Origin of the sequence: Herbidospora solisilvae (genome assembly GCF_009901565.1) — a bacterium.
GTDB lineage: Bacteria > Actinomycetota > Actinomycetes > Streptosporangiales > Streptosporangiaceae > Herbidospora > Herbidospora solisilvae.
On the sequence record NZ_WXEW01000001.1, the window covers coordinates 62,287 to 87,429 of the forward strand.

Below are 25,143 nucleotides of genomic sequence, written 5' to 3' on the forward strand. Positions count from 1 at the left end.
TGTGGACACCACGCTGGAGCGGCGCGCGGACAACAGCGTCGCCCCCATCGCCACTGCGGTGGAGCTTGCCTTCTCCGGGGGAGGCACGGGCCCGCTGGCCACGATCGCTGCCGCCGATGGACGGTCGTTGAGCATGTCGTGGCCTGGAACGCTCCCGACGCCGAGCTTGGACGGGCCAGTGGCGACCTACGCCGAGGTGCTGCCCGGAGTCGACCTTCAGATCACAGCCACCGTCACCGGATTCTCCGAACTGCTGGTCGTCAAAAACGCCGAGGCCGCGGCCGATACGGCGCTGACTCAGCTGCGATTCGATCTCAATACCGAAGGGGTGAGCCTGCGTAAGGCCGCCGACGGCGTCACCGAGGCGGTCGCCGACGGGGCGGTGCTGTTCAGTTCCCCGGCGCCGCGCATGTGGGATGCCAGCGGGCGCAAGCAGGCCACGATGGCCACTTCGGTGAGCACCGCGTCGATCGCGCTGACGCCGGACAAGGCGCTCCTGGACGATCCCGGCGTGCGGTATCCGATCTACATCGACCCCGAGTGGAATGGCTCCCGGCTGGCGTGGGCGATGGTGTCCTCCGACGGGTCCTATACCGGGTGGAACCTGTCGCACCGATCGGAGGCGGGAACCTACGACGGGTCGGTCAAGCGACGCTCGTTCTACCGGATGAACACCGACCGGGTGGTCGGCAAGCATGTCATCAAGGCGACGTTCCGCATCGATGAGACGTGGTCGTGGTCGTGCTCGGCCCGGCCGATCGAGTTCTGGCACACCGGCGCGATCTCGCAGTCGACCACCTGGTCCAAGCAGCCGACGATGAAGCGCAAGCTCGACGAGCTCAACGTCGCCAAGGGGTTCAGCTCCTCGTGCCCGTCGGGGCCGCTCGCGTTCGAGGCGACGGCGGCGGTGGTCGACTCGGCCGCCAAGGGGCAGCAGGACACCACCTTCGGGCTGATCGCCGGGAACGAGAGTGACACCTTCGGATGGAAGGGGTTCGACCAGACCTCCGCCTCGCTGGAGATCGACTACAACAGTGTGCCGAGTCGCCCGGCGGCCATGGCCACGGTCCCGGGCACGCCCTGCGTCACCGGGACCTCGCGTCCGGCGGTCAGCACGCTGACCCCGACGTTGCGGGCCAAGATCTACGATCCGGACAAGACCGGTGACGGCGTGCGTGCCGAGTTCGACGTGAACGTCTACTCCGGCGGCGCCTGGACCGACCTCTACGTCAAGAACACCAGCTATGTTGCCTCGGCGGACCCGGTCGCCCATCAGGTCGGGCTCACGGGCTTGACGCAGGGAGGCGTGTACGCCTGGCGTATCCGCGCCTACGACGGCCTGGACGGCGGCGCATGGAGCCCGTGGTGTGAGTTCCGGGTCGACACCGTCGTCCCCGCCGACACCCCCACCGTGACCTCGGCCGCCTACCCGTCCGACCAGCCGCAGCTGAGCGGGGTCGGCCGTCCGGGCAGCTTCACCTTTACCCGCGCGTCCGGCGACACCGACGTCGTGGCCTTCGACTACGCGGTCAACGACCTGTCGGCCCGCCGCCGGGTGCAGGCCCCCTCGGGCACTGTCAGCGTGCTGATCGCCCCGCCGCGCGACTTCGTCAACGCGGTGTACGTGTGGCCGATCGACGCGGCCGGGAACGCCGGCCCGTACGCGACCTACACCTTCGATGTGTCCTTCGTCGTCGACGGCCCGGTGTCGTCGTGGTCGATGGACGAGGCGAACACCTCGCCGACCGCGGCCGACGCGATCGGCGGGCGTACCCTCAACGCCACCGGGGTCACCTTCACCGGCGGCCGGTCGGTCAAGGCCGCGCAGCTCAACGGCACCTCCAGCTACCTGTCCAGCAGTGGGACGGTGCTGGACACCGGCAAAGCCTTCACGGTCGCCGCCTGGGCGCAGGTCACCAACGACACGCACGTCAACACGATCGCCTCCCAGAACGGCAACCGGGCCTCGGGCTTCCAGCTCTACTACAACCACGGCGACCAGAAGTGGACCTTCGGCCGCCGCCCCTCCGACGCCGACGGCGTCCAGCCGGTCAAGGCGGTCTCGGACGCACCGGCCCGGCAGAACGCCTGGGAGCACGTCGTCGGCGTCTACGACCCGGACGCCAAACAGTTACGCCTGTACGTCAACGGCCGCCTTCAGGCCACCCAGCCGAGCTTCACCACACCGTGGAACGCCACCGGCGACTTCCAGGTCGGCCGGATGAAGATCGACGGGGTTCTGGGCAACTACTTCACCGGAATGATCGACGAGGTGCGCGTCTGGGACCGGATCGTCTACCCCCACGAGGTCGCCGACCTGGTCAACCGCCCCGTACAACATCAGGTGTTCTGGCGTTTCAACGAAGGCGCCGGCACCAGCGCGGCCACCTCCACCAGCCAGAGCGGCCGCACCGCCACCCTGTACGGCGGCGCCGGCTGGACCACTGACGGTCACGAGGGCAACGCCCTGTCGATTCCCTCCTCCGGCCAGTACGCGGCGGCGTCGAGCTTCATGACCCGTACCGACGGCAGCTTCTCCGCCGCGGTGTGGGTGCGCCGGTCGGCTTTCGGCACCACGAACACCGCGCTCAGCCAGGACGGCTCCCGCCGCAGCGGGTTCACCCTCGGCTTCCGGGGCGGCAAGTGGTCCTTCGACGTCCCGGCCTCCGACACCGACGGAGCGGCCTTCGTGAGCGCCGCGATCGACCCCGCCCAGTGGCCCACCGATGCCGACGAGTGGACGCTGCTCGTCGGCGTCTACGACCACCCGCGCGCCCAGCTCCGCCTCTACCTGAACAACCAGAAGGTGGCCGAGGTCTCGGGCACCAGCACGTGGAACGCCACCGGTGCCACCCAGATCGGCCGGGCCAAACTGACCGGCGCGTCCGCCTCCCCGTGGCTGGGCGAACTGGACGACGCGCATGTGTACACCGGCGCCCTCTCCGACGAGGACGTCATCAACCTCTTCTTCGGCTTCTGACATGGAGAAACGAGCAGTGAACCTTCGTTGGACGGCCCGCGTGGCCGCCCCGCTGGCCGCCGTCCTGGTGGCCGGGCTGTTACAGGCACCTCCAGCCACCGCCACGTCGGCGGCACCGGAACCGATCAAGACGAAGGACACCCCGTCGGTCGACGGCGCCGAGTTCAAGGCGCGCCCCGCCGCGCCCGACCCGGAGAAGGGCGCCGCGTGGCAGCCCAAGCCGATCGCCGGCACGGTGAAGGTGGAGGGCGCGGCCCAGCCGATCAGTTTGGCCGACACGGCCCGCGCCCTGGTCAGGGCGTCCGGTGCGGGAGAGGTCAGCCTGGGCTACGAAGCGGTCGAAGACGCCTATGGGGCCGACTGGGCCTCACGGTTGCGCCTGGTGAAGCTGCCCGACTGCGCGGCCACCACCCCGCAAGCCGCGCAATGCCAGGTCGAGACGCCCGTCCCCGCCGAGAACGACACCGAGGCCAAGGCGGTGAGCGCGGAGAATCTGACCGCGGGCGTCTACGCGCTGACCGCGGGACCCAGCGGCGCCTCCGGCGACTACTCGGCCACCTCGTTGTCGCCGTCGGCGACGTGGACGGCGGGTGGGTCGACCGGCGACTTCACCTGGACGTACCCGATGCGCACCCCGCCGGGGCTGGGCGGCCCGATGCCCCAGGTCGCGCTCACCTACAGCTCCTCCAAGGTCGACGGGCTGACGGCGTCCACGAACAACCAGCCCAGCGTGGTCGGTGAGGGGTGGGATCTGCAGTCGGGCGGTTTCATTGAGCGCCGCTACCGCTCCTGCGCCGACGACGGCGTCACCCCCAGGAACGGCGACCTGTGCTGGGCCTACGACAATGCGACCGTGACGCTGGCCGGCAAGGCGAGCGAGCTCATCCGCGACGACGCCTCCGGCGAGTGGCGGATGAAGAGCGACGACGGCACCAAGGTCGAGAAGCTCACCAGCACCACCAACGGCAACGGCGACAACGACGGTGAGCACTGGAAGCTCACCACCATCGACGGCACCCAGTACTTCTTCGGTCTGAACCGGCTGCCCGGCTGGACCAGCGGCAAGCCCGAAACGGCCTCGGCGTGGACGGTGCCCGTCTACGGCGACGACTCCGGTGAGCCGTGCAACGCCCAGGACTGGTGCCGGCAGGCGTGGCGGTGGAACCTCGACTACGTCGTGGACCCCAACGGCAACGCCGCCACGTACTGGTATTCCAAGGAAACCAACAACTACAACCGCAACCTGTCGACGGTGACGGCCTACGACCGCGGCGGCTGGCTCGACCGCGTCGACTATGCGCAGCGCTCCGGCACCCTGTTCACCGCCCAGGCCCCCGCCCGGGTCGTCTTCGGCATGGCAGAACGCTGCCTGCCCGACGGCAACTTCGACTGCGCCGAGTCGAAGTTCACCACCGCCAACGCCACCAAGTGGCCCGACACCCCGGCCGACCTCAACTGCCCCTCCACCTGTACGGGCAAGACGTCGCCGAGCTTCTGGACGCGCAAGCGGCTCACCAGCGTGACGACCCAGATGTACTCAGGTTCGGGCACCGACTACGTCGACGTCGACACCTGGAAACTCACCCACCTGTTCCCCGCCGCCGGTGACGGCACCACCCCGTCGCTGTGGCTGGACTCCGTCCAGCAGACCGGCAAGGCCCCCGGCGCCACCGCGGTCACCCTGCCGGCCGTCACCTTCGGCGGCGCGCAGATGCACAACCGCGTCGACGACCAGGGCGGTGTGCGCCCGTTCACCAAGCGGCGTCTCACCTCGATCGTGAACGAGACCGGCGGCCAGACGTCCGTCACCTATTCCGGCGAGGACTGCACCCCGGGATCCCTGCCCGCGCCCGACAGCAACACCCGACGGTGCTTCCCCCAGTACTGGACCCCCGAGGGCGAGACCGACCCGATCCGCGACTGGTTCCACAAGTACGTCGTCACCGGGGTGAGCGAGGTCGACAACACCGGCGGCGCTCCCTTCGTCACCACGAAGTACGAGTACGTCGGCGGCGCGGCCTGGCACTACGACGATGACGACGGCCTGACCAAGGACAAGTACAAGACGTGGTCGCAGTGGCGCGGCTATGAGAAGGTCCGCGTGTACGGGGGCGAGTCGACCGAGACCCGCTCGATGAGCGAGACCCTGTACTTCCGCGGCATGGACGGCGACAAGACCTCCTCCGGTACGCGGAACGCGTCGGTCACCGACTCCGAGGGCGTCGCCGTCGAGGACAAGCCCTGGCTGCAGGGCACGGTCCGCGAGTCGATCACCTACAGCGGCCCCGGCGGCGACGTCGTGGAAGGCGTCATCACCGACCCGTGGTCCAGAGGCCCGACCGCGACCCGCGCGCGATCGTTCGGAACCGTCCACGCCTACGTCACGGGCACGGCCAAGACCCGCACCCGCACGGCCCTGAGCGCGGGCGGCTGGCGGCGCACCGAGTCGCGGACGGCGTTCACCGACGAGGGCCTGCCGAGCGAGGTCAGTGACCTGGGCGACACGTCCACGGCCGCCGACGACCGCTGCACCCGCACGACCTACGTCCGGGACGAGACCAAGTGGATCATCGACACGCCGTCGCGCGTCGAGACGGTCTCCGTCGCGTGCGCCACCACCCCGTCGCGCCCCGGCCAGCTCATCTCCGACGCGAAGACGACGTACGACACCTGGGGGAACGTCACCAAGACCGAGCGGCTGTCGGGCTGGAGTGGCGGACCGCAGTACACCACGGTCGCCACTACGGTGTACGACGCCTACGGTCGCGCCACCGAGGTCGCCGACTCGGCCTCGAACAAGACGACCACCGCCTACACGCACGCCACGGGTGGCCTGGTGAGCCGCACGACCGTGACCAATCCCGCAGGTCATGTGACCACGACCGACCTGAATCCCGCGTGGGGAACCGTCACGGCGACGGTGGACGCCAACGACAAGCGCACCGACGTCGCCTATGACGGCCTCGGCCGCACCACGCAAGTCTGGCCGCCCATCCGGCCCAAGTCGACGAATCCGAACTCGCCCAGCGTCAAGTACACCTACCTGGTCCGCACCGACGGCCCCGTCGCGGTGACCACCCAGACCATCCGCAACGACGCCACCTACACCACCAGCCACGCTCTGTACGACGGCCTGCTGCGCCCGCGCCAGACCCAGGCCCCCGCACCGGGCGGCGGCCGGGTCATCACCGACACCTTCTACAACTCGCGCGGCTTGGCCGTGAAGGCCAACGCCTCCTACTTCAACGACCAGGCGTCCGCCACCACGCTGTGGAACGTCGCCAACGACACCGACATCCCCTCCCAGACCCGCACCACCTACGACGGCCTCGGACGGGTCACCAAGTCGGCGTTCCACGTGCGCAACGTGGAGAAGTGGAAGACCACCACGACCTACGGCGGCGACCACGTCACCGTGACCCCACCGGCGGGCGGCACGCCGACCACCACCTACACCGACGCGCGGGGCCTGACCACCGAACTGCGCCAGCACAAGAGCGTCGGCTACGACCGCACCCGTTACGGCTACACCCCGGCGGGCCAGCTCGCCGCCGTGACCGACGCCGCCGGCAACGAATGGAAGTACACCTACGATCTGCGCGGCCGGAAGACCAAGGACGAGGACCCCGACAAGGGGACCACGACCTCGACGTACAACGACCTCGACCAGCTCACCTCCACGACCGACGCCCGCGGCACCACGCTCACCTACACCTATGACGCGCTTGGCCGCAAGACCGGCCTGTTCAACGGATCGACCAAACTGGCCGACTGGACCTACGACACCCTGCTCAAGGGCGCCCAGACGGCCGCCACCCGTTACGTCGGCGGCCAGCCGTATGTGACGAAGGTCGATTCCTACGACGACGCCTACCGCCCGATCACCCAGTCGGTGGTGATCCCGTCGGCCGAGGGCACCAAGCTGGCCGGCACCTACCAGTACGCCTTCGGCTACAACCTCGACGGGACGACGGCGCAGTACACCGTCCCCGCCGCCGGCGGCCTGCCGCGTGAACTGCTGCTGACCGGCTACGACGAACTCGGCAACCCGCTCACCACCGGCGGCATGACCAGCTACGTCACCGAGACCCGCTACGACAAGCTCAGCCAGCCGCAGTTCATCCGGATGCGGACCAGCACGACCGCCAAGCAGACCGTCCGGCAGTGGTTCTACGAGGAGGGCACCAACCGCGTCCAGCGCCTGACCACCCAGCGGGAAGTCGCCCCCGCCATGGTCAGCGACCTCAACTACGGCTACGACACCGCCGGCAACATCACCTCGATCACCGACAAGGCGAACACGACCGACGCCCAGTGCTTCCAGTACGACTACCTGCGCCGCCTCACCGAAGCGTGGGCCCAGGGGACCGAGAACTGCGCGGCCACCCCGGCGCAGTCGGTGGTCGGCGGCCCGGCCCCGTACTGGACGGGCTTCGGCTACGACGTCACCGGCAACCGCACCACCGAGGTCAAGCACGCCGCCTCGGGTGACACCACCCGCACCTATTCCTACCCGTCGGCCGGCTCGCCCCGCCCGCACGGCGTGACCGCGATCAGCGGCGGCGACGCCTACACCTACGACGCCGCCGGAAACACCATCACCCGCAAGGTCGGCGCCGACCCGCAGCAGACCCTCGACTGGGACGCCGAAGGCCACCTGTCCAAGGTCACCACAACGGCCGGAGTCACCAGCTACCTGTACGACGCCGACGGCAACCGGCTCATCCGCCGCGACCCGACCGGCACCACCCTCTACCTCCCCGACCAGGAGATCCGCCTCACTACGGCGACCAACACCACCACCTGCACCCGCTTCTACATCCACGGCGGGCAGACCGTGGCCCAGCGCGTGCTCGGCACGGTGACCTGGCTGGCCGGTGACATGCAGGGCACCGCCACCGCATCGGTCACCGCCACCGACGCCCAGACCACGGCGGTCCGCCGCCAGACCCCGTTCGGCACCAGCCGCGACGCCACCACCGTCGTGTGGGCCAACGAGAAGGGTTTCGTCGGCGGCACCGCAGACCCCTCCACCTCCCTCACCCACCTGGGCGCGCGCGAATACGACCCACGCGCCGGCCGCTTCCTGTCGGTCGACCCGCTGCTGGACACCAGCGACCCGCAGCAGATGAACGGCTACAGCTACGCCGCCAACTCGCCGGTCACCTTCTCCGACCCCACGGGCCTGATCCCCGACGACTACGCCAACGGCCGCAACGGCGGCTACCGAGGCTGGCAGCAGGACACGGCGGATCGCAAGGCCGGCCGCCCGGTCACCTCGCGCCCCGACTACAAACCGATCGGCAACTACACCGCCCGCCCGGCGGCGAAGGCGGGCTGCGGCACATGGGACTTCGGCTGCAGGGCCCGCTCGGTCATCAGCAGCGCCGGCCAGTGGATCGCCGAACACAAAACCGTGATCATCTCCACGGCGGTGTCGATCGGCGTCGGCGCCCTGTGCACCACGGTCACCGCAGGTGCGGGCGCGGTGGGCTGCGCGGTGCTGGGCGGCATGGCCGGACGCCTGGTCTCCGACGGCATGAGCGGGCAGATCGACAGCCTGGGTGACGCGCTCACCTCGGCCGCGTGGGGAGCGGGCGAAGGCCTGCTCGGCCTGGGAATCGGCAAGTTGATCGGCGCTGGTGCGGGCAAGATCGGAGCGGCCTTCCGCCAATCTCCGGTCCGGGCCGCGCCGGCCGCACCGACACCCCGGGCGGCGACCTCCTGCACCACCAACAGCTTCACCCCCGCCACCCTGGTGCTGCTGACTGGTGGCGCCACCAAGTCGATCAGCGACATCCAACTTGGCGACGAGGTCCTGGCAGGTGACACGGCGACCGGAAAGGTGGAGGGCAAGCCGGTCACAGCGCTGGTCACGGGCACCGGCAGCAAGGACTTGGTCGACATCACCGTCGACGGCGGACAGACCATCACCGCGACAGCCGGTCACCCTTTCTGGGCACCCGCTCTCAAGAAGTGGGTGCCCGCGGAGAACCTGACCGTGGGCACGTTGCTCCACACGGCCGCGGGCACACATGTTCAGGTCGCCAAGGTGGCTGAACGGGCGGCCGTTCAGCGGGTCCACAACCTGACGGTCGCCGACTTCCACACGTATTTCGTGCTCGCCGGCTCGTCGCCAGTTCTCGTGCACAACTGCGGGGACGCGATCGACCTCTACCACGGAACCAGCAGAGAGGGCGCAGCCGCCATTCGCGCAAATGGCGTAGACCCGGCCTACGCACCCCGCCCGAGGGACTTCGGAGACGGCTTCTACACCACCCGTCTCCGCAGCCAGGCACAGGGCTGGGTGGACAAAAGGTATCCCGGCGGAGAAGTGCTCCACTTCCGTGTACCGACCTCTGAGCTCGAAGGTTTGACCACACTCACCTTCTCCGGCCCGAGTCCCCTTCTCGCGGAATTCGTCAGGCACTATCGTGGAGGTGGCACCAACCTGCCTTACGATATGGTCGAAGGCCCCATGCTTGCGAATCCCAAAGCCTTCATGGGCGGCGCCGCACCCATATGGATCGGCAATCAGGTGACCTTCTTCAGGAACACTGGACCGATGCTCGACAGAGCCCTTCAGTAAGGTAGCGATGAGCAGGTATCTGATGGCCACGTCATCGACGATGGAAGCCTACATCGACGATATAGCGGCCGAGATGACCGAGCTGGCAGGAATATCCATTAGCGAAGCCATCGCCCGGATCAACCATTTCTGGGACGGTCAGGACATGTCAAATGACGATGATCTCGGTAACGGTCTCGTCTATCACGAGCTACCCCATTACTGGGCCATGGCGATTCTCTACACAGAGGTGAAATCCTGGAGTCCGGACGCAGACCGATCCGACTGGGCTTTACGGCCCGCCCCTGAGGCAGGCTCGCGATACTGGACATCCGAGGGATAGTAAAGTGTGGCCGGCAGGATTCTGCCGGCCACACTTCTTGGCGGATCCAAAAATGCGGGAAAGAAAGCGGCGGCGTGCAGGGTACCGACATTCTGGTACGGGCGCCGATCGCCGACCGCTCGGACTTCTATATGCCACATTGCACTGACCCTCCGTGCGCCTGGTAGCGGTGGCGGTAGGCGTACGCGCCGAGCAGCACGGCGATGGCCAGGCTGAGCGCCCCCGCCGCCAGCAGGGCGTCATTGCGCCCGACGGTCAGTATCACCAGGCCGGCCACCAGCGCGGTGGCGGCCCGCCAGGCACCGGTTCTGGGTCGCCTGACGTGCCCGGTTCTGAGCGTCATCGACCGGCAACCATGGTGTTGTCATTCTCAGCCGCCCTGATTTGGGGCGGAGCATCCGCGAGCGAGTCAATGGCATAGGTCAGCGCGTCCAGCGCGGGTATCGCCTCGGCCAGCACGCGCTGGTGGTGCGCTTCCAGCCCGGTCAGTGCGGTGTGGACGAGGACGGCATTGGTACTCCTCCAGCGCGCAGCACGCTCCCTGTTTACTCTGCGGCGGCGGGAGTCAGCTGGAGCTGGGGCGTACGGACGGCTTTGCGGGCCGGGGCGAGGGCGGCGGCGAGGGCGGCTCCGAGCAGGAGGAGGGTCAGCGCGGAGAAGCTGTGGATGTAGCTGGAGTCGTACGGCAGGCCGGAGGGCTGGAGGTGGCTGGTGATCGCGGTTCCGATGGCGCCGCCGACGGAGCGGAGGTTGGCGTTCATGCCGGTCGCGGCGCCGGTCTGCTCGGCAGGTACGCCGCCGACGATGAGGTTGGCCATGGATGAGAAGGCGAGACCGACGCCGAGGCCGAAAACGCCCGCCGCGACGGCGATCTGCCACTGCTGGGTGTGCCACAGGGCGAGGATGGCGCAGGCGACTGCGGCGGAGACGGCCCCCGAGATCAGCAGGCGTCTGGCGTCGACCTTGGGTTCCAGGCGTCCGCTGACCACACCGGCGACGAACATCGCGATCAGCATGGGCAACATGAGCAGTCCGGACGTGGTGACGCTGGCGCCGAATCCGTAGCCGGCGGAGCGGGGTGTCTGTACGAAGCCGGGCAGGAACGACCAGACCGAAGACATGCCTGCGCCGAACAGCAGAGCGGCGGCGTTCGTGGTCCACACGGACCGCACGCGCATGATGCGCAGGTCGATCAGCGGGCTGCGGGATTGGGACTCCGCGAACAGCCACAGGGCGAAGAGCACGACGGCCGCGGCGAACAGCGCGATCACAGCAGCGGAGCTCCAGCCCCACCGGCTGCCGGAGCTGACCGGCAGGAGCAGCGCGACCAGCCATCCGGACAGCAGCACCGCGCCGGACCAGCTGACCCGTCCCTTCGCCCGTCGGGGCGACTCGGGGACATAGCGCAGGGCTAGCAGGGCGGTGACGGCGACGATGACGACGGGAAACCAGAACAGCCAGCGGTAGTCGAGCCCGGCCACGATGGGACCGGCAGCGACTATGCCGACGCCGCCGCCGGCGGCGATCACGGCGGACAGGTTGCTGATGCTGCCGCTGACCCTGCCGGGTTCGAACTGGTCGCGGATGATGCCGAAGGACAGTGGGAACACCGCGCCTCCGGCGCCCTGGATGATGCGGGCGATGATCAAGACGCCGACGTCCGGAGCGAGAGCGGCGAGCAGACAGCCGGCGAGGACGGTCAGCAGGACTGCGACGAGGGTGCGCTTCTTGCCGGCCAGGTCGCCGACCCGGCCGATGATCGGGGTGCACACCGAGGCGGACAGCAGGTAGGCCGTCATCACCCAGGTGGCGGTGGATTGGGAGGTGTGCATTGCGTGTTGGATAGTCGGCAGAGCCGGCGCGATCAGTGACTGCAGCATGGAGAACACGCCCGCCCCGCTCGCGAGGACCGCGAAGATGAGGCGGGTGAACTTGCTGGGCATGGGGTTGTCTCTCCGGGGAAACGGGGGCGGCTTGACGACGGCGCGGGACAGGTCGCGGGTCTCGCGCATGCGGGTGGCACGCCGGTACAGCGATTGCGGGGAGCGGTCACGGCCAGGAAGTGGGCCTGCCGACCGCACTGCGGGTGGTTCCGGCCCGGTAGGTCTGCGCCTCTCCGGTCGGCTACGGCTGCCGGAGCCGGGTGATGGACTTGTGCTCGATGTAGCCGGTGAGTCCGACCTTGCCGTACTCGCGGCCGAGGCCGCTGGCCTTGTAGCCGCCGAAGGGGCCGTCGAAGCTGATGGGCGAGCCGTTGAGGGTGATGGTTCCGGTGCGCAGCTTGCGGGCGACGGCCAAGGCGCGCTCGGGGTCGGCGCTCCAGATGCCGCCTGAGAGGCCATATTCGGAGTCGTTGGCGATGCGGACGGCATCGTCCTCGTCGTCGTAGGCGATGACGGCCAGGACCGGGCCGAAGATCTCCTCCTGGGCGATGCGCATGGAGTTGTCGACGTCGGCGAAAAGGGTCGGGGTGACGTAGTTGCCCTTTTCCAGGCCCTGGGGGACGTGCGGGCCGCCGGTGACCAGGCGGGCGCCCTCCGCTATGCCGATGTTGATGTAGTCGATGACGCGCTGCTGCTGGTCGGGGCGGATCATCGGGCCCATGAAGGTGTCGGGGGCGGAAGGGTCGCCGACCTTCAGCGATTCGACCATGTCCTTGAGCGCGGCGACGACCTCTTCGTAACGCTCGCGGGGGACCAGGATGCGGGTCTGCAGGATGCAGGCCTCGCCGTTGTTGCCGAGGGAGCCGAAGCGCAGGCCCTGTACGGCGGCGTCCAGGTCCGCGTCCTCCAGGATCAGAGCCGCGGACTTGCCGCCCAACTCCAGGCTGACCCGCTTGAGGTGCTCTCCGGCGATGGAGGCGATGCGCCGGCCGGCACGCGTGGAGCCGGTGAAGGCAATCTTGTCGACGTCCGGGTGGGAGACGAGGTACTCGCTGGTCTCGCGGTCGGCGGGAAGGATGCTGAGCACGCCCGCGGGAAGCCCGGCCTCGTGCCACAGGTCCGCCAGCAGCATCATGCTGAGGGAGTTCTCCGGGGAGACCTTCAAAACAACCGTGTTGCCGGCCAGCAGGGCCGGGATCAGCTTGGCGGTGGCGGCGGAGAACGGCGAGTTCCACGGGATGACCGCGGCGACCACGCCGATCGCCTCCCGCCGCACGATGGTGTCGAAGGCCACCGACGGGTCGGAGGGTTCGATGACCTCCTCCCAGCCGAACTCCTCGGCCGCCTTGAGGTAAGCGTTGACCTGGCGCGTCAGGAAGGACTGGCCGACCTTGGTGAACCAGCCGGCCGAGCCGTTCTCGACGGAGATTGCCGCGGCGACCTCGTCGGCGCGGGCGGTGCGCAGGGCGTCGTAGCGCCGGATGATCTCCTGCCGCTCCTCGGGCGTGGTGCGCGGCCAGAGGCCGTGGTCGAAGGCCTCGCGGGCCGCGGCAACGGCCGCGTCCACGTCGGCGGGTGCGGCCTGGGCCACGCGGCCCAGCACCGACTGGTCGTGGGGGGAAAGGATGTCGAGCAGCTCCGGGTTGCTGGGGGTGACCCAGGAGCCGCCGATGTAGAGCTTGTCGCGAACAGTCATGTCTGTCGATTTCTTCGTGTGAAACGTGGTGGGTGCGGGGCCCGGGCGGGAGTGCGTCCCAGGCGATGCCGCAGGGGTGGAGGAGACCACCAGAGAGAGCGGGTATCCGCGCTGTCGCCGGGCCCGTGGCCGCGTGCCGTCGGGCAGGCGACCGACGGCACGCGAAGCTTCAGGGTCGTTACGCGGCCTGGTGGTCGGTGGAGCGGCTCGCTTCGGCCCATGCGTCGGCCTCGGCCAGGCGAGCCTTTTCCGCGCTGACAGCGATTTCCAGGGCGTCGCTGCCGAGCAGGAGCCGGCGCGGGGGCTCGGGCGCGTCCACGGCCGCGATGACGGCCCGGGCCATTCGGGCGGGGTCGCCGGGCTCGTTGCCGCTGTAGGCCGCGAACTGCTCCAGCCATGCGCCGACCGTCTGCTGATAGTCAGGAGCGATGGGTCCGGACGGCTTCGCGGCGCCGGCGGCCCAGCCGGTGCGGATACCGCCCGGCTCCACGATGATCACCTTGATGCCGAACGGGGCCACCTCGTTCGCCAGCACCTCGGAGAAGCCTTCGACTCCGAACTTCGCTGTCTGGTACGCGCTGAGCCCGGGCGTGCCGCCGACCCGGCCGCCGATGGACGAGATCTGCACGATGTGCCCGGACCGCTGGCCACGCAGTACGGGCAGGGCAGCCCGGGTCACGTTGATCACGCCGAACAGGTTCGCCTCGACCTGCGCCCGGAACTCCTCCTCCGGGAAGTCCTCGATCGAACCGCTGGTGGCGTAACCCGCGTTGTTCACAACGACGTCGACGGTGCCGAATCGCTCCACTGCGGCCGCCACCACGCCCCGAGCCTCGGACGGCGACGTGACATCCAGCGCCACGGTCTCCAGCCGCTCCGGATACTTCGCCTTCAGATCAGCCAGAGCCTCCGGCCTGCGGGACGTCACGACGACTCGATCCCCGTCCTCAAGAGCCTGAAGAACCAGGGCCCTGCCCAGCCCTTGGGAACCACCGGTGATCAGCCAAGTCCGTGACATGGCGTGCTCCTCTCATCTCGCTTCTTGCCGCCCTCCAGGACGCAACCTCAATGTAGTTGTTTCTTCGTCAACTGCAACATTGATGTAGCAATAAATAGATGAGATGCATCTCACATGGGATGATGGCGCCGTAATCACCACTGCTGGTTAGGATCGCCGGACCATGAGAGCCGATGCCGCACGCAACCTGTCCTCCGTCCTCCGCACCGGGGCCCGCCTCCTGGCGGAGGATCCGAGCACGTCGATGGCGGCCATCGCCGCTGCGGCGGGTGTCGACCGCACCACCGTTCATCGCCGCTTCGCGAATCGGGAGGCGCTGCTGCGCGCCGTCTTCCAGGCCAAACTCGACTCGGCCGAGCGGGTGTTGGACGAGGCGCGGCTGACCGAGGCCCCGGTGCCGGTCGCTCTCCACCGCTATCTGGAGGGGATCATCCCGGTCGCCCGTGAGTGGCCTGTCGACACGCGCCGCATGATGCAGAAGGACCCCGAAGCCAGCGCTCGCCGTGAAGCGCAGAGTGCGCGCCTGAGCACCTTCATCCAGCGCGCTTGCGATGAGGGCCACCTGCGCGCCGATATCGATGCGGCCTGGGCACGTGCGGTCCTCGACGCACTCGTCGACAGCATCGCCCACCAGTTCCCCGCAGTGGATGCCCCGCAGGCCGCCGACCTCGTCGCGGACGCCTTCCTGCGCGGCCTCGGCGTGACCTGACCCTGCGGGTGAGCCAGTCGCCGGCGCCCTAGCCTTCTTCCGCGCCGTCGCCGTCGGTACCCTGGCCGGCGAGACCATCGCCCTGTCCTGCAGTGCGGACCAGACGCTGCGGGTGTGGATCTTGGGATCGCCGTAGCCGGTCCCCGGGCCGATGCTCGGTGAAGTTCTTTGGTTGGTCGGGTCACGATAGGGCCCATGGCCGGCGGCCGGAACGGCATAAAGGCGTGGCGACGCTACGCCCCAGGCGACGACCACGCATCAGTTCAGACTCATTGAATAGGCGACACCTGAATAGGCGAGGTCGCCAGCGTGACAACCCTCCTGGCCCGGCACGGCGACGGAGCGGGCGCCCTCGCCCTGTCCACCACATCTGCGGCCACGCCCGACTCGACACCCACCGACGAGTAGGGCACCGCCGACCTGGGTGGACTCAGTCGCGTGCACCTGGTTGCACGAGTCTTACCGACGCCCAAGTGGGAGCCCTCGTGCGGAGGCACCTCGACCAGGATCTCCGGCACATAGGGGATCGGGGCGTGCCGGGCGCAGCGCAGACAGCAACTCCGAGTGACCCAACATAACGAGGATTATGTTGAAAGATCATCTACACCTCCGACACAACGGATCTCCTTTTCTGATTTTCTGTTTCCAGAAAATCAGAAAATGCTAGGGTGATCTTCGTGACGTGCAAGCACTGCGGCAGGCCCCTGGAACTACGGCAAGGACGAGGCCGCCCCAAGGAGTACTGTCCCGAGACCGACTGCCAGGCCGCCGCCAAGAAATCCCGCGAACTACGCCGCGCCACCCCCGGCCTCGACGGATCCCTGGCCCGCGCCGAGGAACTCTACGAACGCATGGAAAAGGGCCTGGCCGCCGCGATAGCCCCCTTGGCCCAGGTCCTCGCCGACGAACTCTCGCCGGCCGGAGTCGAGGCAAGGCTCAGTGCGGTCCAGGCTGAGGCGCACACCCGGGTCGCCGTCGCCCGGGCCGAACGGGAGCAGGCCTTCGAGCAGGTACGGCTAGCCCGCGCCGCCACCGAAGACGCCCGCAGAACCGCCCAGCAGGCCGAGCAACGCGCCGAGGAGGCCGCCGCCGAGCGTGACAACGCGTTCACCGACGCCGAGAACGCACGGGAGCAGGCGCTGGCCGCGCTCCGCGAGGCGGCGGCGACCGAACGCGTAGCCAAGCAGGCCGCCGACGAAGCGCGAAGGCGAGCCGAACAGGCCGAGGCACGGCGGGATCACGCGGAGGCCGAGACCCAGGAGGCCCGCACGGCCGCCACCGAGGCCGAGAAGAAGGCTCGGCGGGCGGAGGCCAAGGCGGCCGCGGCGCAGAGAGACGTCGTGGAAGCGCGCAAAGACGTGGCCACCGCCGAGAAGGCGGCCGCCGCCGCGACGGCGCGTGCCGACGCGGCCGAGTCCGAACGTGATCGAGCCATCACACGGGCGGAGGCCGCCGACCAGGCGCGAGCCGAAGCCGCCGCGAGCGCGGCCGAGGCGAAGGCGGAGGTGTCCCGGGTCACCAGGCTGCTGGCCGAATCCGAGAAGGCGATGGCCCAGGCCCGCAAGGATCGGGACGTGTTGGCCGCCGATCTGAGCACCAGCCAGGCCGAGGTGGCCGCCCTCAGAGCTTCCGGAGAGGCCGCGCACGCGGAGGTGACCCGTCTTCGCGCCGAACACGCGGCCGCGCAGGAGAGCGTCGCCACCTTGCGCGCCGAGCTCGCGCTGGAGCGGGCGCGGCTGGGTGACCTGCGGTCGGAGCTGGAGTCGGCTCGTACGGAAGCGGCTGTGCTGCGGGAGCGGGCGGTCGCGGCCGAACTCAGATCCGCCCCCACCATCGACGGCTGAGGTCCCCGTTCTGCGAACATCCCTGGGCATGCCGGCCATCCGGCATCACGGAACTCCGGTAACGCTCCGAACTGCGGCACCATGACCGGCTTCCTGCTGATAGCCGAGCTGCCCCCTACGCCTGAGCACGCCGGCCATCTGTCATCACGGGTTTCCGGCGATGATTCCGAGCTGCGGCACCATGACCGGTTTCCTGCTGATGACTGAGGTGCCCCCTATGCCCAAACATGCTGGCCATCTGTCATCGCTGGCTTCCGGTAACGATCCCCAGCCGCGGCGCCGGGAGCGGCTTCATCCTGATGGCCGAGCTGTTCCCTATGCGCGCCTGCACGTCCTGGCCTGCGTATAGGCCGAGGACGCCAACGGCACACTTCCAGCTGGCGAGCGGGATGAAGGCGGTGTCCCGTGGCGGAACTGGTCACGAATGTGCTGGACCCGCCCTGAGGAGACATCAGCCAGCGAGCGGCTGTTCGTCACTGAGCTGAGCGGCCAAGATAGCGGCGCACGGCTTCTCGCCCAGCCGGAACGAAGGGCCCTCGATCGACCGCCTTCCGCAGTTGGAGTTCCGTGAGCCAGGCATGCCAAGCGATCTCGGACGGATCTGGAGCCAATGGCTCGGCGATCAAGGCCTCGTGCACCCCGAACCAGACAGGCCCGATCCCCTCCTGACACAGGAACTTGAACAGGAAGCCGACCGAGACACCGATGCCCAGTTCTTCGAGCAGCTCGCGGGCCGCCGCGTCTTCATACGATTCACCCACGCCCACACCGCCGCCGACCATCACGTCATAGTGGCCGGGGAAGGGAACATGCCCGTCGGCTCGGCGCAATACGAGGATCCGTCCCGTCGGGTCGCGGCAGATCGTCGTCGCGATCCGATGCATCCACCGCAAACGCACCGCCTCTGAGCGCTCCACGACTTCAAGCACACGGTCGTGTTCATCCACCCGCTCGATCAGCTCACGCATACTGCACACAGTCACAGAGGCCTCTGACAACCTGGCTTGTTTCCCACTACCTCGAGAGCCTGCGATGGGGCTCACCACTCAAGGCTCCCATTTCGTGCTGGCACCACCTGGGGAAGACCCGCTCTGCGTCGCTGGAGGGGAGTCCGTTTCTTCACAGAAATGACCGTTTCTGCGAAGGCTACAATCCCGGGTTTTGTGGATGACAGGCGCCCATGTTGAGCTTAACCTCGCCCCAGGCCCTGTTTCTTGGATCAGGTGCGGAGCCAGATGATCAGGGTTGCGACGGTTACCGTGCCGAGGGGTGTAGCCGCGTTTGTCGTAGCGGGTGGCCACGGCCCGGAACTGTTTGAGCCGGTTGATCGCCCGCTCAACCACGTTGCGGCGCGCGTATCGTGCGGGGTCGTAGCCGGTCGGGCGGCCGCCGAGAGGGCCGCGCCGGCGGCGGTTGGCCTTCTGGTCGGCTGGTTCGGGGATGGTGTGCCGGATCTTGCGGGATCGCAGGTAGGCGCGGTTGGCGCGGAAGCTGCAGGCCTGGTCGGCGGCGGTTGGCCTTCTGATCGGCTGGTTCGGGAGTGATGAGCCGGATCTTGCGAGATCGAAGGTAGGCGCAGTTGGCGCGGGAGTTGTAGGCATGTTCGGCGGCGGTTGGCCTTCTGATCGGCTGATTCGTGGATGGTGTGCCGGATCTTGCGGGATCGAAGGTAGGCGCAGTTGGCGCGGGAGCTGTAGGCCTTGTCGGCGGCCAGACTCGCCGGCCGCCGCCGATGCGGGGACGCGGATGCGTTGCCGCACTGCGGCCAATCCGCATGAACAGCATCCTGGGGGCGGCCCCATCCACGAACCGCCCCCGGATCACCACTAACCGGCGGCCAGCACCGTAAAGGAGAACCCGCTGCTCACCGAACGCCGCAGCGACACCTCACACTTCACCCGGCGCCCCACCTCCCTCCGGCTGACACCAAGCCCAGCGGCGATGAGCCGATCCGCCCGCACCGGCACCGGATCGTCGAAGCCCACCTCCACCCGAACCGGCCAAACCCCGTCGAGAGGTATCGGAGGGCCGTAGAGCCGCCAGGCCCCGGCCCAGTCGAGCCCGAGCCGGTTCCGGTGGGCGAACAGTGGATCGAGCAACGTCGCGGCCACCAGGCCGGGATCGTTGTCGCGGTAGCCCCGAAGCGCGTCCGCTTCCAGGCACCTGACCGGCACCCGCTCGTGAAGGGTCAGCTTGCTCGTCCGGTCGCAGGACACGCACCGCGCCAGCAGCCACACGTCCAGCAACTTCCCGTTGGCATTGACCCGGAATCGTCCCTCCCCAGTGGTGAAGGACCGCGTCCCGCAGTCGACGCAGCGTAGTGACAGCAGCGGCAGCCTGGTCCGGCGGACGGTCCAGGGCAGCACGATATGAGGTTGTGAAGACATGGTCTCTCTGGATCTGACACGAGGCCGATTGCGCGCGGCCTCAGACGCCGTGTGACCGGGCGCTCAAAACGGGCAGCCCGGCGGAGCCGACCGCGGAGTCGGCTGACGGTGCGCGGAAGTACGTGTCAGATCTGGAAAGCAGGCGGGGTCACGCGGGTGTCCTCATGTCTTCACGGCTGGGGTCGCAGGCAACCTACGGCCACGCCGATCCGGAGCACAAACGGTTTACATCGGGGTCAGCACGCAGAACTCGTTGCCCTCGGGGTCGGCGAAGACCGTCCACGGCACGTCGACCTGGCCGATGTTGATGTCGACGGCGCCGAGCGCGCGGATGCGGGCCGCTTCGGCGGCCTGTTCGTCGCCAGGGTAGGGGCGCAGGTCGAGGTGGACGCGGTTCTTCACGGTCTTCACGTCGGGGGTGCGGATGAACTCCAGGTAGGGGCCGACGCCCTTGGCCGAGCGCAGGCGCGCGTGGTCGTCGGTGACCTCGTGGAGGGTCCAGTCGATCGCCGCGTCCCAGAACCGTGCCATGGCGCGCGGGTCGATGCAGTCGACGACGACGGCGGCGACCGGGCCGGTGTCGCGGTAGAGCTCCCGGGGTTCAAGCACGCAGAACTCGTTGCCCTCGGGGTCGGCGAGGACCGTCCACGGCACGTCGCCCTGGCCCACGTCGATCGGGGTCGCACCGAGGGAGCGGAGGAGGGCGACCAGGTCGGCCTGGTGGGCGGCCGAAGTGGTGGCGAGGTCGAGGTGGACGCGGTTCTTGACCGTCTTGGGGTTGGGGTCGTGGACGACGTCGATGCAGACGGCCGTCGGGTCGGGGTAGACGAAGCCCTCGGGTTCGAGGTTGGTGACGCCCGGTCCTTCACTGGACATGCCCCAGCCGAGGGCCTGCGCCCAGAAGCGGCCGACCGCTTCGTCGTCCGCGGCTTTCATGTGAATCTGCACCAGCCTCGTCGCCATGCGGACGATCTTATGCGTGGGTCTAATGGAGTCATGCCCAAGCTCTTCGCCCGGATGTGGCCGCGTCTGCGGCAGACCATGGACCGTCGCGGCATGGCCGAGCACCGCCGTGCCCTGCTCGCGGGGTTGTCTGGGCAGGTGGTGGAGGTCGGGGCGGGGGACGGCGCGAACTTCGCCCACTATCCGCCGGCCGTCACGCGGGTTCTGGCGGTGGAGCCGGAGGCGCTGCTGCGGCGGCACGCCGCCGCCTCGGCCGCGGCGGCGCCGGTGCCGGTGGAGGTGAGCGCGGGGACGGCGGGCCGGTTGCCGGCGCTCGACGCGAGCGTCGACGCCGTGGTGTTCTGCCTGGTGTTGTGCTCGATCCCGGACGTCGGCCAGGCGCTGGCCGAGGCGCGGCGGGTGCTCAGGCCCGGTGGTGAGCTGCGGTTCCTGGAGCACGGAAGGGCCGACACCCCTGGTCTTGTACGCGTGCAGCGCGCCCTCGACGCCACGATCTGGCCCCCGCTCGCGGGTGGTTGCCACACCGGCCGCGACACCGTCGCGCTGCTGGAGCGCGGCGGGTTCACCGTCACCGGCGTGCACCGCTACAACTTCCCGCCGGTCCGCACCCCGTGGTCGTTCCACACGCGGGGGAGCGCCGCCGTCAGCCCTGCAGGCCCTTCGCCAGCGTCGTGAGGCCGCCGGCCAGCGCGAGCGACAGGACGACCCACCGGGCGGGGCGTTCGGGCACGTGCCGGGCCAGCAGCGAGCCGACCGCCAGCCCGGCCGCGATCCCGGCGCCGACCAGGGCCCACGTGGGGCCGCTGAGCTGGGGGAGTCCCTTGGCGGCGATCGAGAAGACGTTCACGACGACGCCGTAGAACTGGGCGTTGGGGACGAACTCGCGTACCGTCCAGCCGGCGTTGACGGCGTACAGGGAGACGGCGGGGCCGCCCACCCCGGCCGAGGCGTTGAGGAAGCCGCTCGCGGCGCCGGCCGCGAGCGCGCCCCCGCGCCCGCGGAGCGATCGCACCCGGACCCCGCTCATCACCAGCAGCGCGGCGGCGCTGACCAGCGCTCCGGTGACGGCCAGCAGCGCGGGTTCGGGCAGGCCGCGGGCGATCCAGGCGCCGGCCGGTACGGTCGCCGCCGCCGCGACGACCAGGGGGATCATCGCGCCCGGCCGGACCGACCGCCAGGTGCCGACGAGCCCGGCGGCGCTGATGACCAGCGCGCCGCAGTTGGCCAGCCGCACCCCGTCGGCGGGGCCCAGCATGAGCACCATCGCGGGCACGCCGACCAGCGCGAACCCGATTCCGGCGAGCCGCTGCACGGACGCCCCCACCACGACGATCCCGAACAGCACCACGCACCCCAGCCTCACGAACCGGGCCGGTCCCGCTCAACGGGATTTCACCTTCCGGACATCTCGCCCCGGGAAGTTGGCTATACAACTTGGCGAACACGAGGACGATCATGCTGGACAACCCGATGTGGTTGCGGGACAACTGCCCGTGCCCCGGCTGCCGCGACCCGCACAGCGGCCAGAAGCTCTTCCAGATCACCGACCTGCCCGACGACCTGGCCGTCGGCGAGGTGACCGAGCGCGCAGGCGAGGTGGAGGTGACCTGGTCGCCGGACGGCCACCGTTCGGTCTACCGCCGCGACTGGCTGACCGCCCCCGCCCCGGTGGACCACCGCAGTGAGGCGGGAAAACGTCTGTGGGCCGCCGCCGACCTGGCCGAAGCGCCGCACGCCGATTGGCACACCTATCTCTCTTCGGCCGCCGAACGTGTCCGGATCCTCGAGGCCGTGCGACGGCTCGGATTCGTCCTCCTCAGGGCGGTGCCCGCCGAGGAGGGCCGGGTTCTGGAGGTCGCGCGGTCCTTCGGGTACGTCCGGGAGACCAACTACGGCACGTTGTTCGACGTGCGGGTGGAACCCACGCCCGGCAACCTGGCCTTCACCTCGCGGGCGATCGCCCCGCACACCGACAACCCCTACCGCGACCCGGTGCCGACCATCCAGCTGCTGCACTGTCTCACCAACGCGGCCGAGGGCGGCGACTCGGGGCTCGTCGACGGGTTCCACGCCGCCGCGCTGCTGCGCGCCGAGGACCCCGAGGCGTTCGCGGTGCTGACCCGGACCCCGGTGCCCTTCGTCTACCGCGACGCGCGCACCGAGCTGACGGCCGTCCGGCCGCTCATCGACGTCGACCCCCTCGGGAACATCCGGGAGGTCCGGTTCAACAATCGGTCGTTCGGCACGCTCCGCTCACCCGGCACGTTCTACGACGCCTACCGCGCCTTCGCGAAGGTGCTGGCCCGGCCCGAGCTGATGGTGACGTTCCGGCTGGCCCCGGGCGACTGCCTGATCTTCGACAACACCCGGCTCCTGCACGCCCGGACCGCCTTCGAGCAGAGCGGCGCGCGGCACCTGCAGGGTGCGTACGCCGACCTCGACGGCCTGGCGAGCACGCTGGCGGTGCTGCGCCGGACGGCGGCGCTCGACGAGCTGGAAGCGCTCTTCACCGGCCCCGGCACCGGCGACTACCTGGGCGAGGCCGTCACGATGGCCGAGCACATGCGTCAAGCCGCCGCGCTCGCCGAGGCGTCCGGCGCGCCCGCGCACCTGGTCGCGGCGGCGCTGCTGCACGACATCGGCCACCTCGACGGGGGCGCGGAGCTCATGTCGGGCGTCGACAACCGGCACGGCCACACCGGCGCGCAGGTGCTGGCCCGCTGGTTCGGGCCGGAGGTGACCGAGCCGGTCCGCCTGCACGTCGCCGCCAAGCGTTACCTGTGCGCGGTCGAACCCGGTTACCGGGCCCGGTTGTCGGAGGCCTCGGAGTTCACCCTCCAGGTGCAGGGCGGCCCGATGAGCGAGGAGGAGGCCGCCGCGTTCGCGGCGCTGCCGGGCGCGGCCGACGCGGTGGCGATCCGGCGCTGGGACGACGAGGCAAGGTCGCGGGCGCGGCGACCCCCGGTTTCGGCCACTTCCGGCCGCTACTGGCCCCGCTGCTGCGCCGCTGACCGCAGCCGCGACAACGTCGAGGTCGCGATCGAGTTGTGCACGGTGAACGCCACCGTCCCCGGCAGGTAGCGGTCTTCGGACCACTCCACCGGCCGCCCGGCCGGGTCGGTGGTGCGGCGGCGTTCGCGCAGCAGCGCGGCCCCCTCGGGGCAGCCGAGCAGCCGGGCGTCGTCGGCGTCGGCGAAGGCCAGGTCGATGGTGTGCTCGGCGTCGGCGAAGACGATGCCGTGGTCGAGCAGCCGTTCGGTGTACGACACCGTGTCGGCCGGCAGCCGGGCCACGATCTCGCCGACCCGGGCCGGGTAGCAGGTGCGTTCGATCATCACGGGACGCCCCGACAGGGTCCGCACCCGGAGGGCGGCGTACACCTGAGCACCAGCGCGCAGCCGCAGCCGGGTCAGCTCCTCTTCCTCGCCGGGCCGGACGGTCAGCGATTCGAGCATCCCGCCGGGCTCCTCGCCGATCGAGCGGGCCCAGGTGGTGAAGCTCAGCAGTTCGGCGAAGCTCTGCGCCGGGGCCGCGCCGAGGACCACCCGGCGGGTGCCGCGCCGCGAGGTGACCACGCCGCCGGCCCGCAGCAGCGCCAGGGCCTGCCGGATCGTGCCGCGGGAGACGCCGTAGTGCTCGGCCAGCGTCGACTCGGCCGGGAGCCGGCCGTCGGAGCCGTAGACCCCGCCCGCGACGGCCTCGCGCAGGTCGGCGGCCACCCGGCGGTAGAGCACGTCACGGTCGTCCACCCACCTATGATCCAGGCCATGACGGATCACTGTGACTGCGGGGCGCCCGCCGGGCCGCTGGGCCGGTGCGCCGACTACTACTACGCGATCCTGGCCGAGGAGCAGGCCGACCCGGACATGTACCGCTGGCACAACCCCGTCGTCTGCTCCTACCTGCTGCAACACCCGGCCGAGGGCCACGCCAAGCACTTCGACGTGCAGTTCCGGTGGCTGCAACTGCTGCTCGACCAGGGGGTCGACGCGGTGGTCCGGGTCGCGGCCCACCAGGTCGCGCGCAACCGGCACACCTCACGCCAGGGCTATGACATGACGCCCTTCGAGAACTACGCGCCGCTGCCGCTGGGCGCGGCGGCGACGGGCTTCCGGGCCTCGTTCAGCGCGCTGCCCGTCGTCGGCGGCAGCTTCGTGTTCGACGGCGCCGAGGCCTACGGCCGCCGTGTCGAGGCCATCGCCGCGGCGACGGTCGAGCGGCTCAGCGGTCGAACCTGACCTCTTTGAGCCGGTCGGCCTCGTCCCGGGTCAGCACGTGGGCCGTGAGGGCGGGCGCGGGGTCGCCCTCCTGTACGCGGCCAAGCAGCCGCCCCCACCTGCGCAGATGCCGGCCGAAGGCGGCCTCGGGCACCACCCGTCCCCGCGACCGCTGCCCGGCCTTCGCCAGGTGGGGCGGGGTGTCGAGCATCAGCAGGTGCAGCCGGGTGCCGCGCCGGACGGCCAGCCAGGCCAGCACGTAGAGGGGGAAGACGCCGCAGCCCCGGTTGTGGGCGATCACCGGGCCGGTGCGCATGGCCCGGGAGATGCGGGACATGTGGGTGACCCAGGTGATCGCGGTGCGCGCCGGTTTGGGCGCCCACGGGATGCGGCCCCGCCAGTGGAGCCGCGACTGGTAGCTGTCGATGACGGTCAGGCCGCCCCGGTCGACGGGCCGGGTCTCCTCGCCGCTGAGAGCGTAGAGGCGGCGCAGCAGTGTGGTCTTCCCGGCGCCCGGCAGGCCGGTCAGGATCAC

At 69.6% G+C, this 25,143-nt stretch carries 18 protein-coding genes and 1 pseudogene; 8 read left to right on the forward strand and 11 right to left on the reverse strand.

What is annotated here, in order from left to right; all coding sequences use genetic code 11:
• Position 1 precedes the first annotated feature (1 nt).
• The 3 genes from GT755_RS40870 to GT755_RS00230 are packed head-to-tail and all read left to right on the forward strand — an operon-like array spanning position 2 to position 9,891.
• Positions 2-2,980 carry a LamG domain-containing protein gene (locus tag GT755_RS40870; RefSeq protein ID WP_161477657.1) on the forward strand — a complete coding sequence of 993 codons (2,979 nt, stop codon included), beginning with the start codon at positions 2-4 and terminating at the stop codon, positions 2,978-2,980.
• 16 nt (positions 2,981-2,996) lie between these two features.
• On the forward strand, positions 2,997-9,569 hold the full coding sequence (locus GT755_RS00225) for a polymorphic toxin-type HINT domain-containing protein (RefSeq protein WP_161477658.1): 6,573 nt from the start codon (positions 2,997-2,999) through the stop codon (positions 9,567-9,569).
• Positions 9,570-9,576: 7 nt separating this feature from the next.
• Positions 9,577-9,891 (forward strand): hypothetical protein, encoded by a 315-nt coding sequence (locus tag GT755_RS00230; RefSeq protein WP_161477659.1) that lies wholly within the window; start codon positions 9,577-9,579, stop codon positions 9,889-9,891.
• A gap of 127 nt (positions 9,892-10,018) precedes the next feature.
• Here the strand turns inward: GT755_RS00230 and GT755_RS00235 are convergent, their stop codons facing one another.
• The 4 genes from GT755_RS00235 to GT755_RS00250 form a co-directional block, all read right to left on the reverse strand.
• Positions 10,019-10,234, reverse strand: coding sequence for a hypothetical protein (locus GT755_RS00235; protein WP_161477660.1), 216 nt, complete (start codon positions 10,232-10,234; stop codon positions 10,019-10,021).
• A gap of 202 nt (positions 10,235-10,436) precedes the next feature.
• Entirely contained in the window at positions 10,437-11,903 is a 1,467-nt protein-coding gene (locus GT755_RS00240) for an MFS transporter (RefSeq protein ID WP_202609499.1), read from the reverse strand.
• 112 nt (positions 11,904-12,015) lie between these two features.
• Complete coding sequence (locus tag GT755_RS00245) at positions 12,016-13,470, reverse strand: aldehyde dehydrogenase (RefSeq protein ID WP_161477661.1); 1,455 nt, start codon at positions 13,468-13,470, stop codon at positions 12,016-12,018.
• Positions 13,471-13,648: 178 nt separating this feature from the next.
• The gene (locus GT755_RS00250) at positions 13,649-14,488 is read right to left on the reverse strand and encodes an oxidoreductase (RefSeq protein WP_161477662.1); all 840 of its coding nucleotides are present in this window, start codon (positions 14,486-14,488) and stop codon (positions 13,649-13,651) included.
• 163 nt (positions 14,489-14,651) lie between these two features.
• On the opposite strand from GT755_RS00250, the gene GT755_RS00255 reads away from it, so the two are divergent.
• The gene (locus tag GT755_RS00255; protein WP_161477663.1) at positions 14,652-15,197 is read left to right on the forward strand and encodes a TetR/AcrR family transcriptional regulator; all 546 of its coding nucleotides are present in this window, start codon (positions 14,652-14,654) and stop codon (positions 15,195-15,197) included.
• A 668-nt stretch (positions 15,198-15,865) separates the two neighbouring features.
• Complete coding sequence (locus tag GT755_RS00260) at positions 15,866-17,041, forward strand: coiled-coil domain-containing protein (RefSeq protein ID WP_161477664.1); 1,176 nt, start codon at positions 15,866-15,868, stop codon at positions 17,039-17,041.
• Between the two features lie 473 nt (positions 17,042-17,514).
• Here the strand turns inward: GT755_RS00260 and GT755_RS00265 are convergent, their stop codons facing one another.
• The 4 genes and pseudogenes from GT755_RS00265 to GT755_RS00280 form a co-directional block, all read right to left on the reverse strand.
• Entirely contained in the window at positions 17,515-18,009 is a 495-nt protein-coding gene (locus tag GT755_RS00265; protein WP_161477665.1) for an NUDIX hydrolase, read from the reverse strand.
• A 251-nt stretch (positions 18,010-18,260) separates the two neighbouring features.
• Positions 18,261-18,606 (reverse strand): annotated as a pseudogene (locus tag GT755_RS39075) (IS5/IS1182 family transposase); the annotation flags it as partial.
• 261 nt (positions 18,607-18,867) lie between these two features.
• Positions 18,868-19,407 carry a DUF1062 domain-containing protein gene (locus GT755_RS00275; protein WP_328794094.1) on the reverse strand — a complete coding sequence of 180 codons (540 nt, stop codon included), beginning with the start codon at positions 19,405-19,407 and terminating at the stop codon, positions 18,868-18,870.
• Positions 19,408-19,653: 246 nt separating this feature from the next.
• Positions 19,654-20,391 carry a VOC family protein gene (locus GT755_RS00280; protein WP_161477668.1) on the reverse strand — a complete coding sequence of 246 codons (738 nt, stop codon included), beginning with the start codon at positions 20,389-20,391 and terminating at the stop codon, positions 19,654-19,656.
• 33 nt (positions 20,392-20,424) lie between these two features.
• On the opposite strand from GT755_RS00280, the gene GT755_RS00285 reads away from it, so the two are divergent.
• The gene (locus GT755_RS00285; protein WP_161477669.1) at positions 20,425-21,066 is read left to right on the forward strand and encodes a class I SAM-dependent methyltransferase; all 642 of its coding nucleotides are present in this window, start codon (positions 20,425-20,427) and stop codon (positions 21,064-21,066) included.
• Here GT755_RS00285 and GT755_RS00290 read toward each other — a convergent pair.
• Positions 21,035-21,739 carry a sulfite exporter TauE/SafE family protein gene (locus GT755_RS00290; RefSeq protein ID WP_328794095.1) on the reverse strand — a complete coding sequence of 235 codons (705 nt, stop codon included), beginning with the start codon at positions 21,737-21,739 and terminating at the stop codon, positions 21,035-21,037. The genes GT755_RS00285 and GT755_RS00290 overlap by 32 nt on opposite strands.
• Before the next feature lie 86 nt (positions 21,740-21,825).
• On the opposite strand from GT755_RS00290, the gene tmpA reads away from it, so the two are divergent.
• Positions 21,826-23,472 carry a 2-trimethylaminoethylphosphonate dioxygenase gene (tmpA, locus tag GT755_RS00295; protein WP_202609501.1) on the forward strand — a complete coding sequence of 549 codons (1,647 nt, stop codon included), beginning with the start codon at positions 21,826-21,828 and terminating at the stop codon, positions 23,470-23,472.
• Here tmpA and GT755_RS00300 read toward each other — a convergent pair.
• Entirely contained in the window at positions 23,376-24,140 is a 765-nt protein-coding gene (locus GT755_RS00300; RefSeq protein WP_161477670.1) for a GntR family transcriptional regulator, read from the reverse strand. The two genes, tmpA and GT755_RS00300, sit on opposite strands and share 97 nt — an antisense overlap.
• Positions 24,141-24,158: 18 nt before the next feature.
• On the opposite strand from GT755_RS00300, the gene GT755_RS00305 reads away from it, so the two are divergent.
• Complete coding sequence (locus tag GT755_RS00305; protein ID WP_161477671.1) at positions 24,159-24,629, forward strand: DUF5946 family protein; 471 nt, start codon at positions 24,159-24,161, stop codon at positions 24,627-24,629.
• Here GT755_RS00305 and GT755_RS00310 read toward each other — a convergent pair.
• Positions 24,613-25,143: an ATP-binding protein gene (locus GT755_RS00310; protein ID WP_328794096.1), complete on the reverse strand. Its 531-nt coding sequence runs from the start codon at positions 25,141-25,143 to the stop codon at positions 24,613-24,615. The genes GT755_RS00305 and GT755_RS00310 overlap by 17 nt on opposite strands.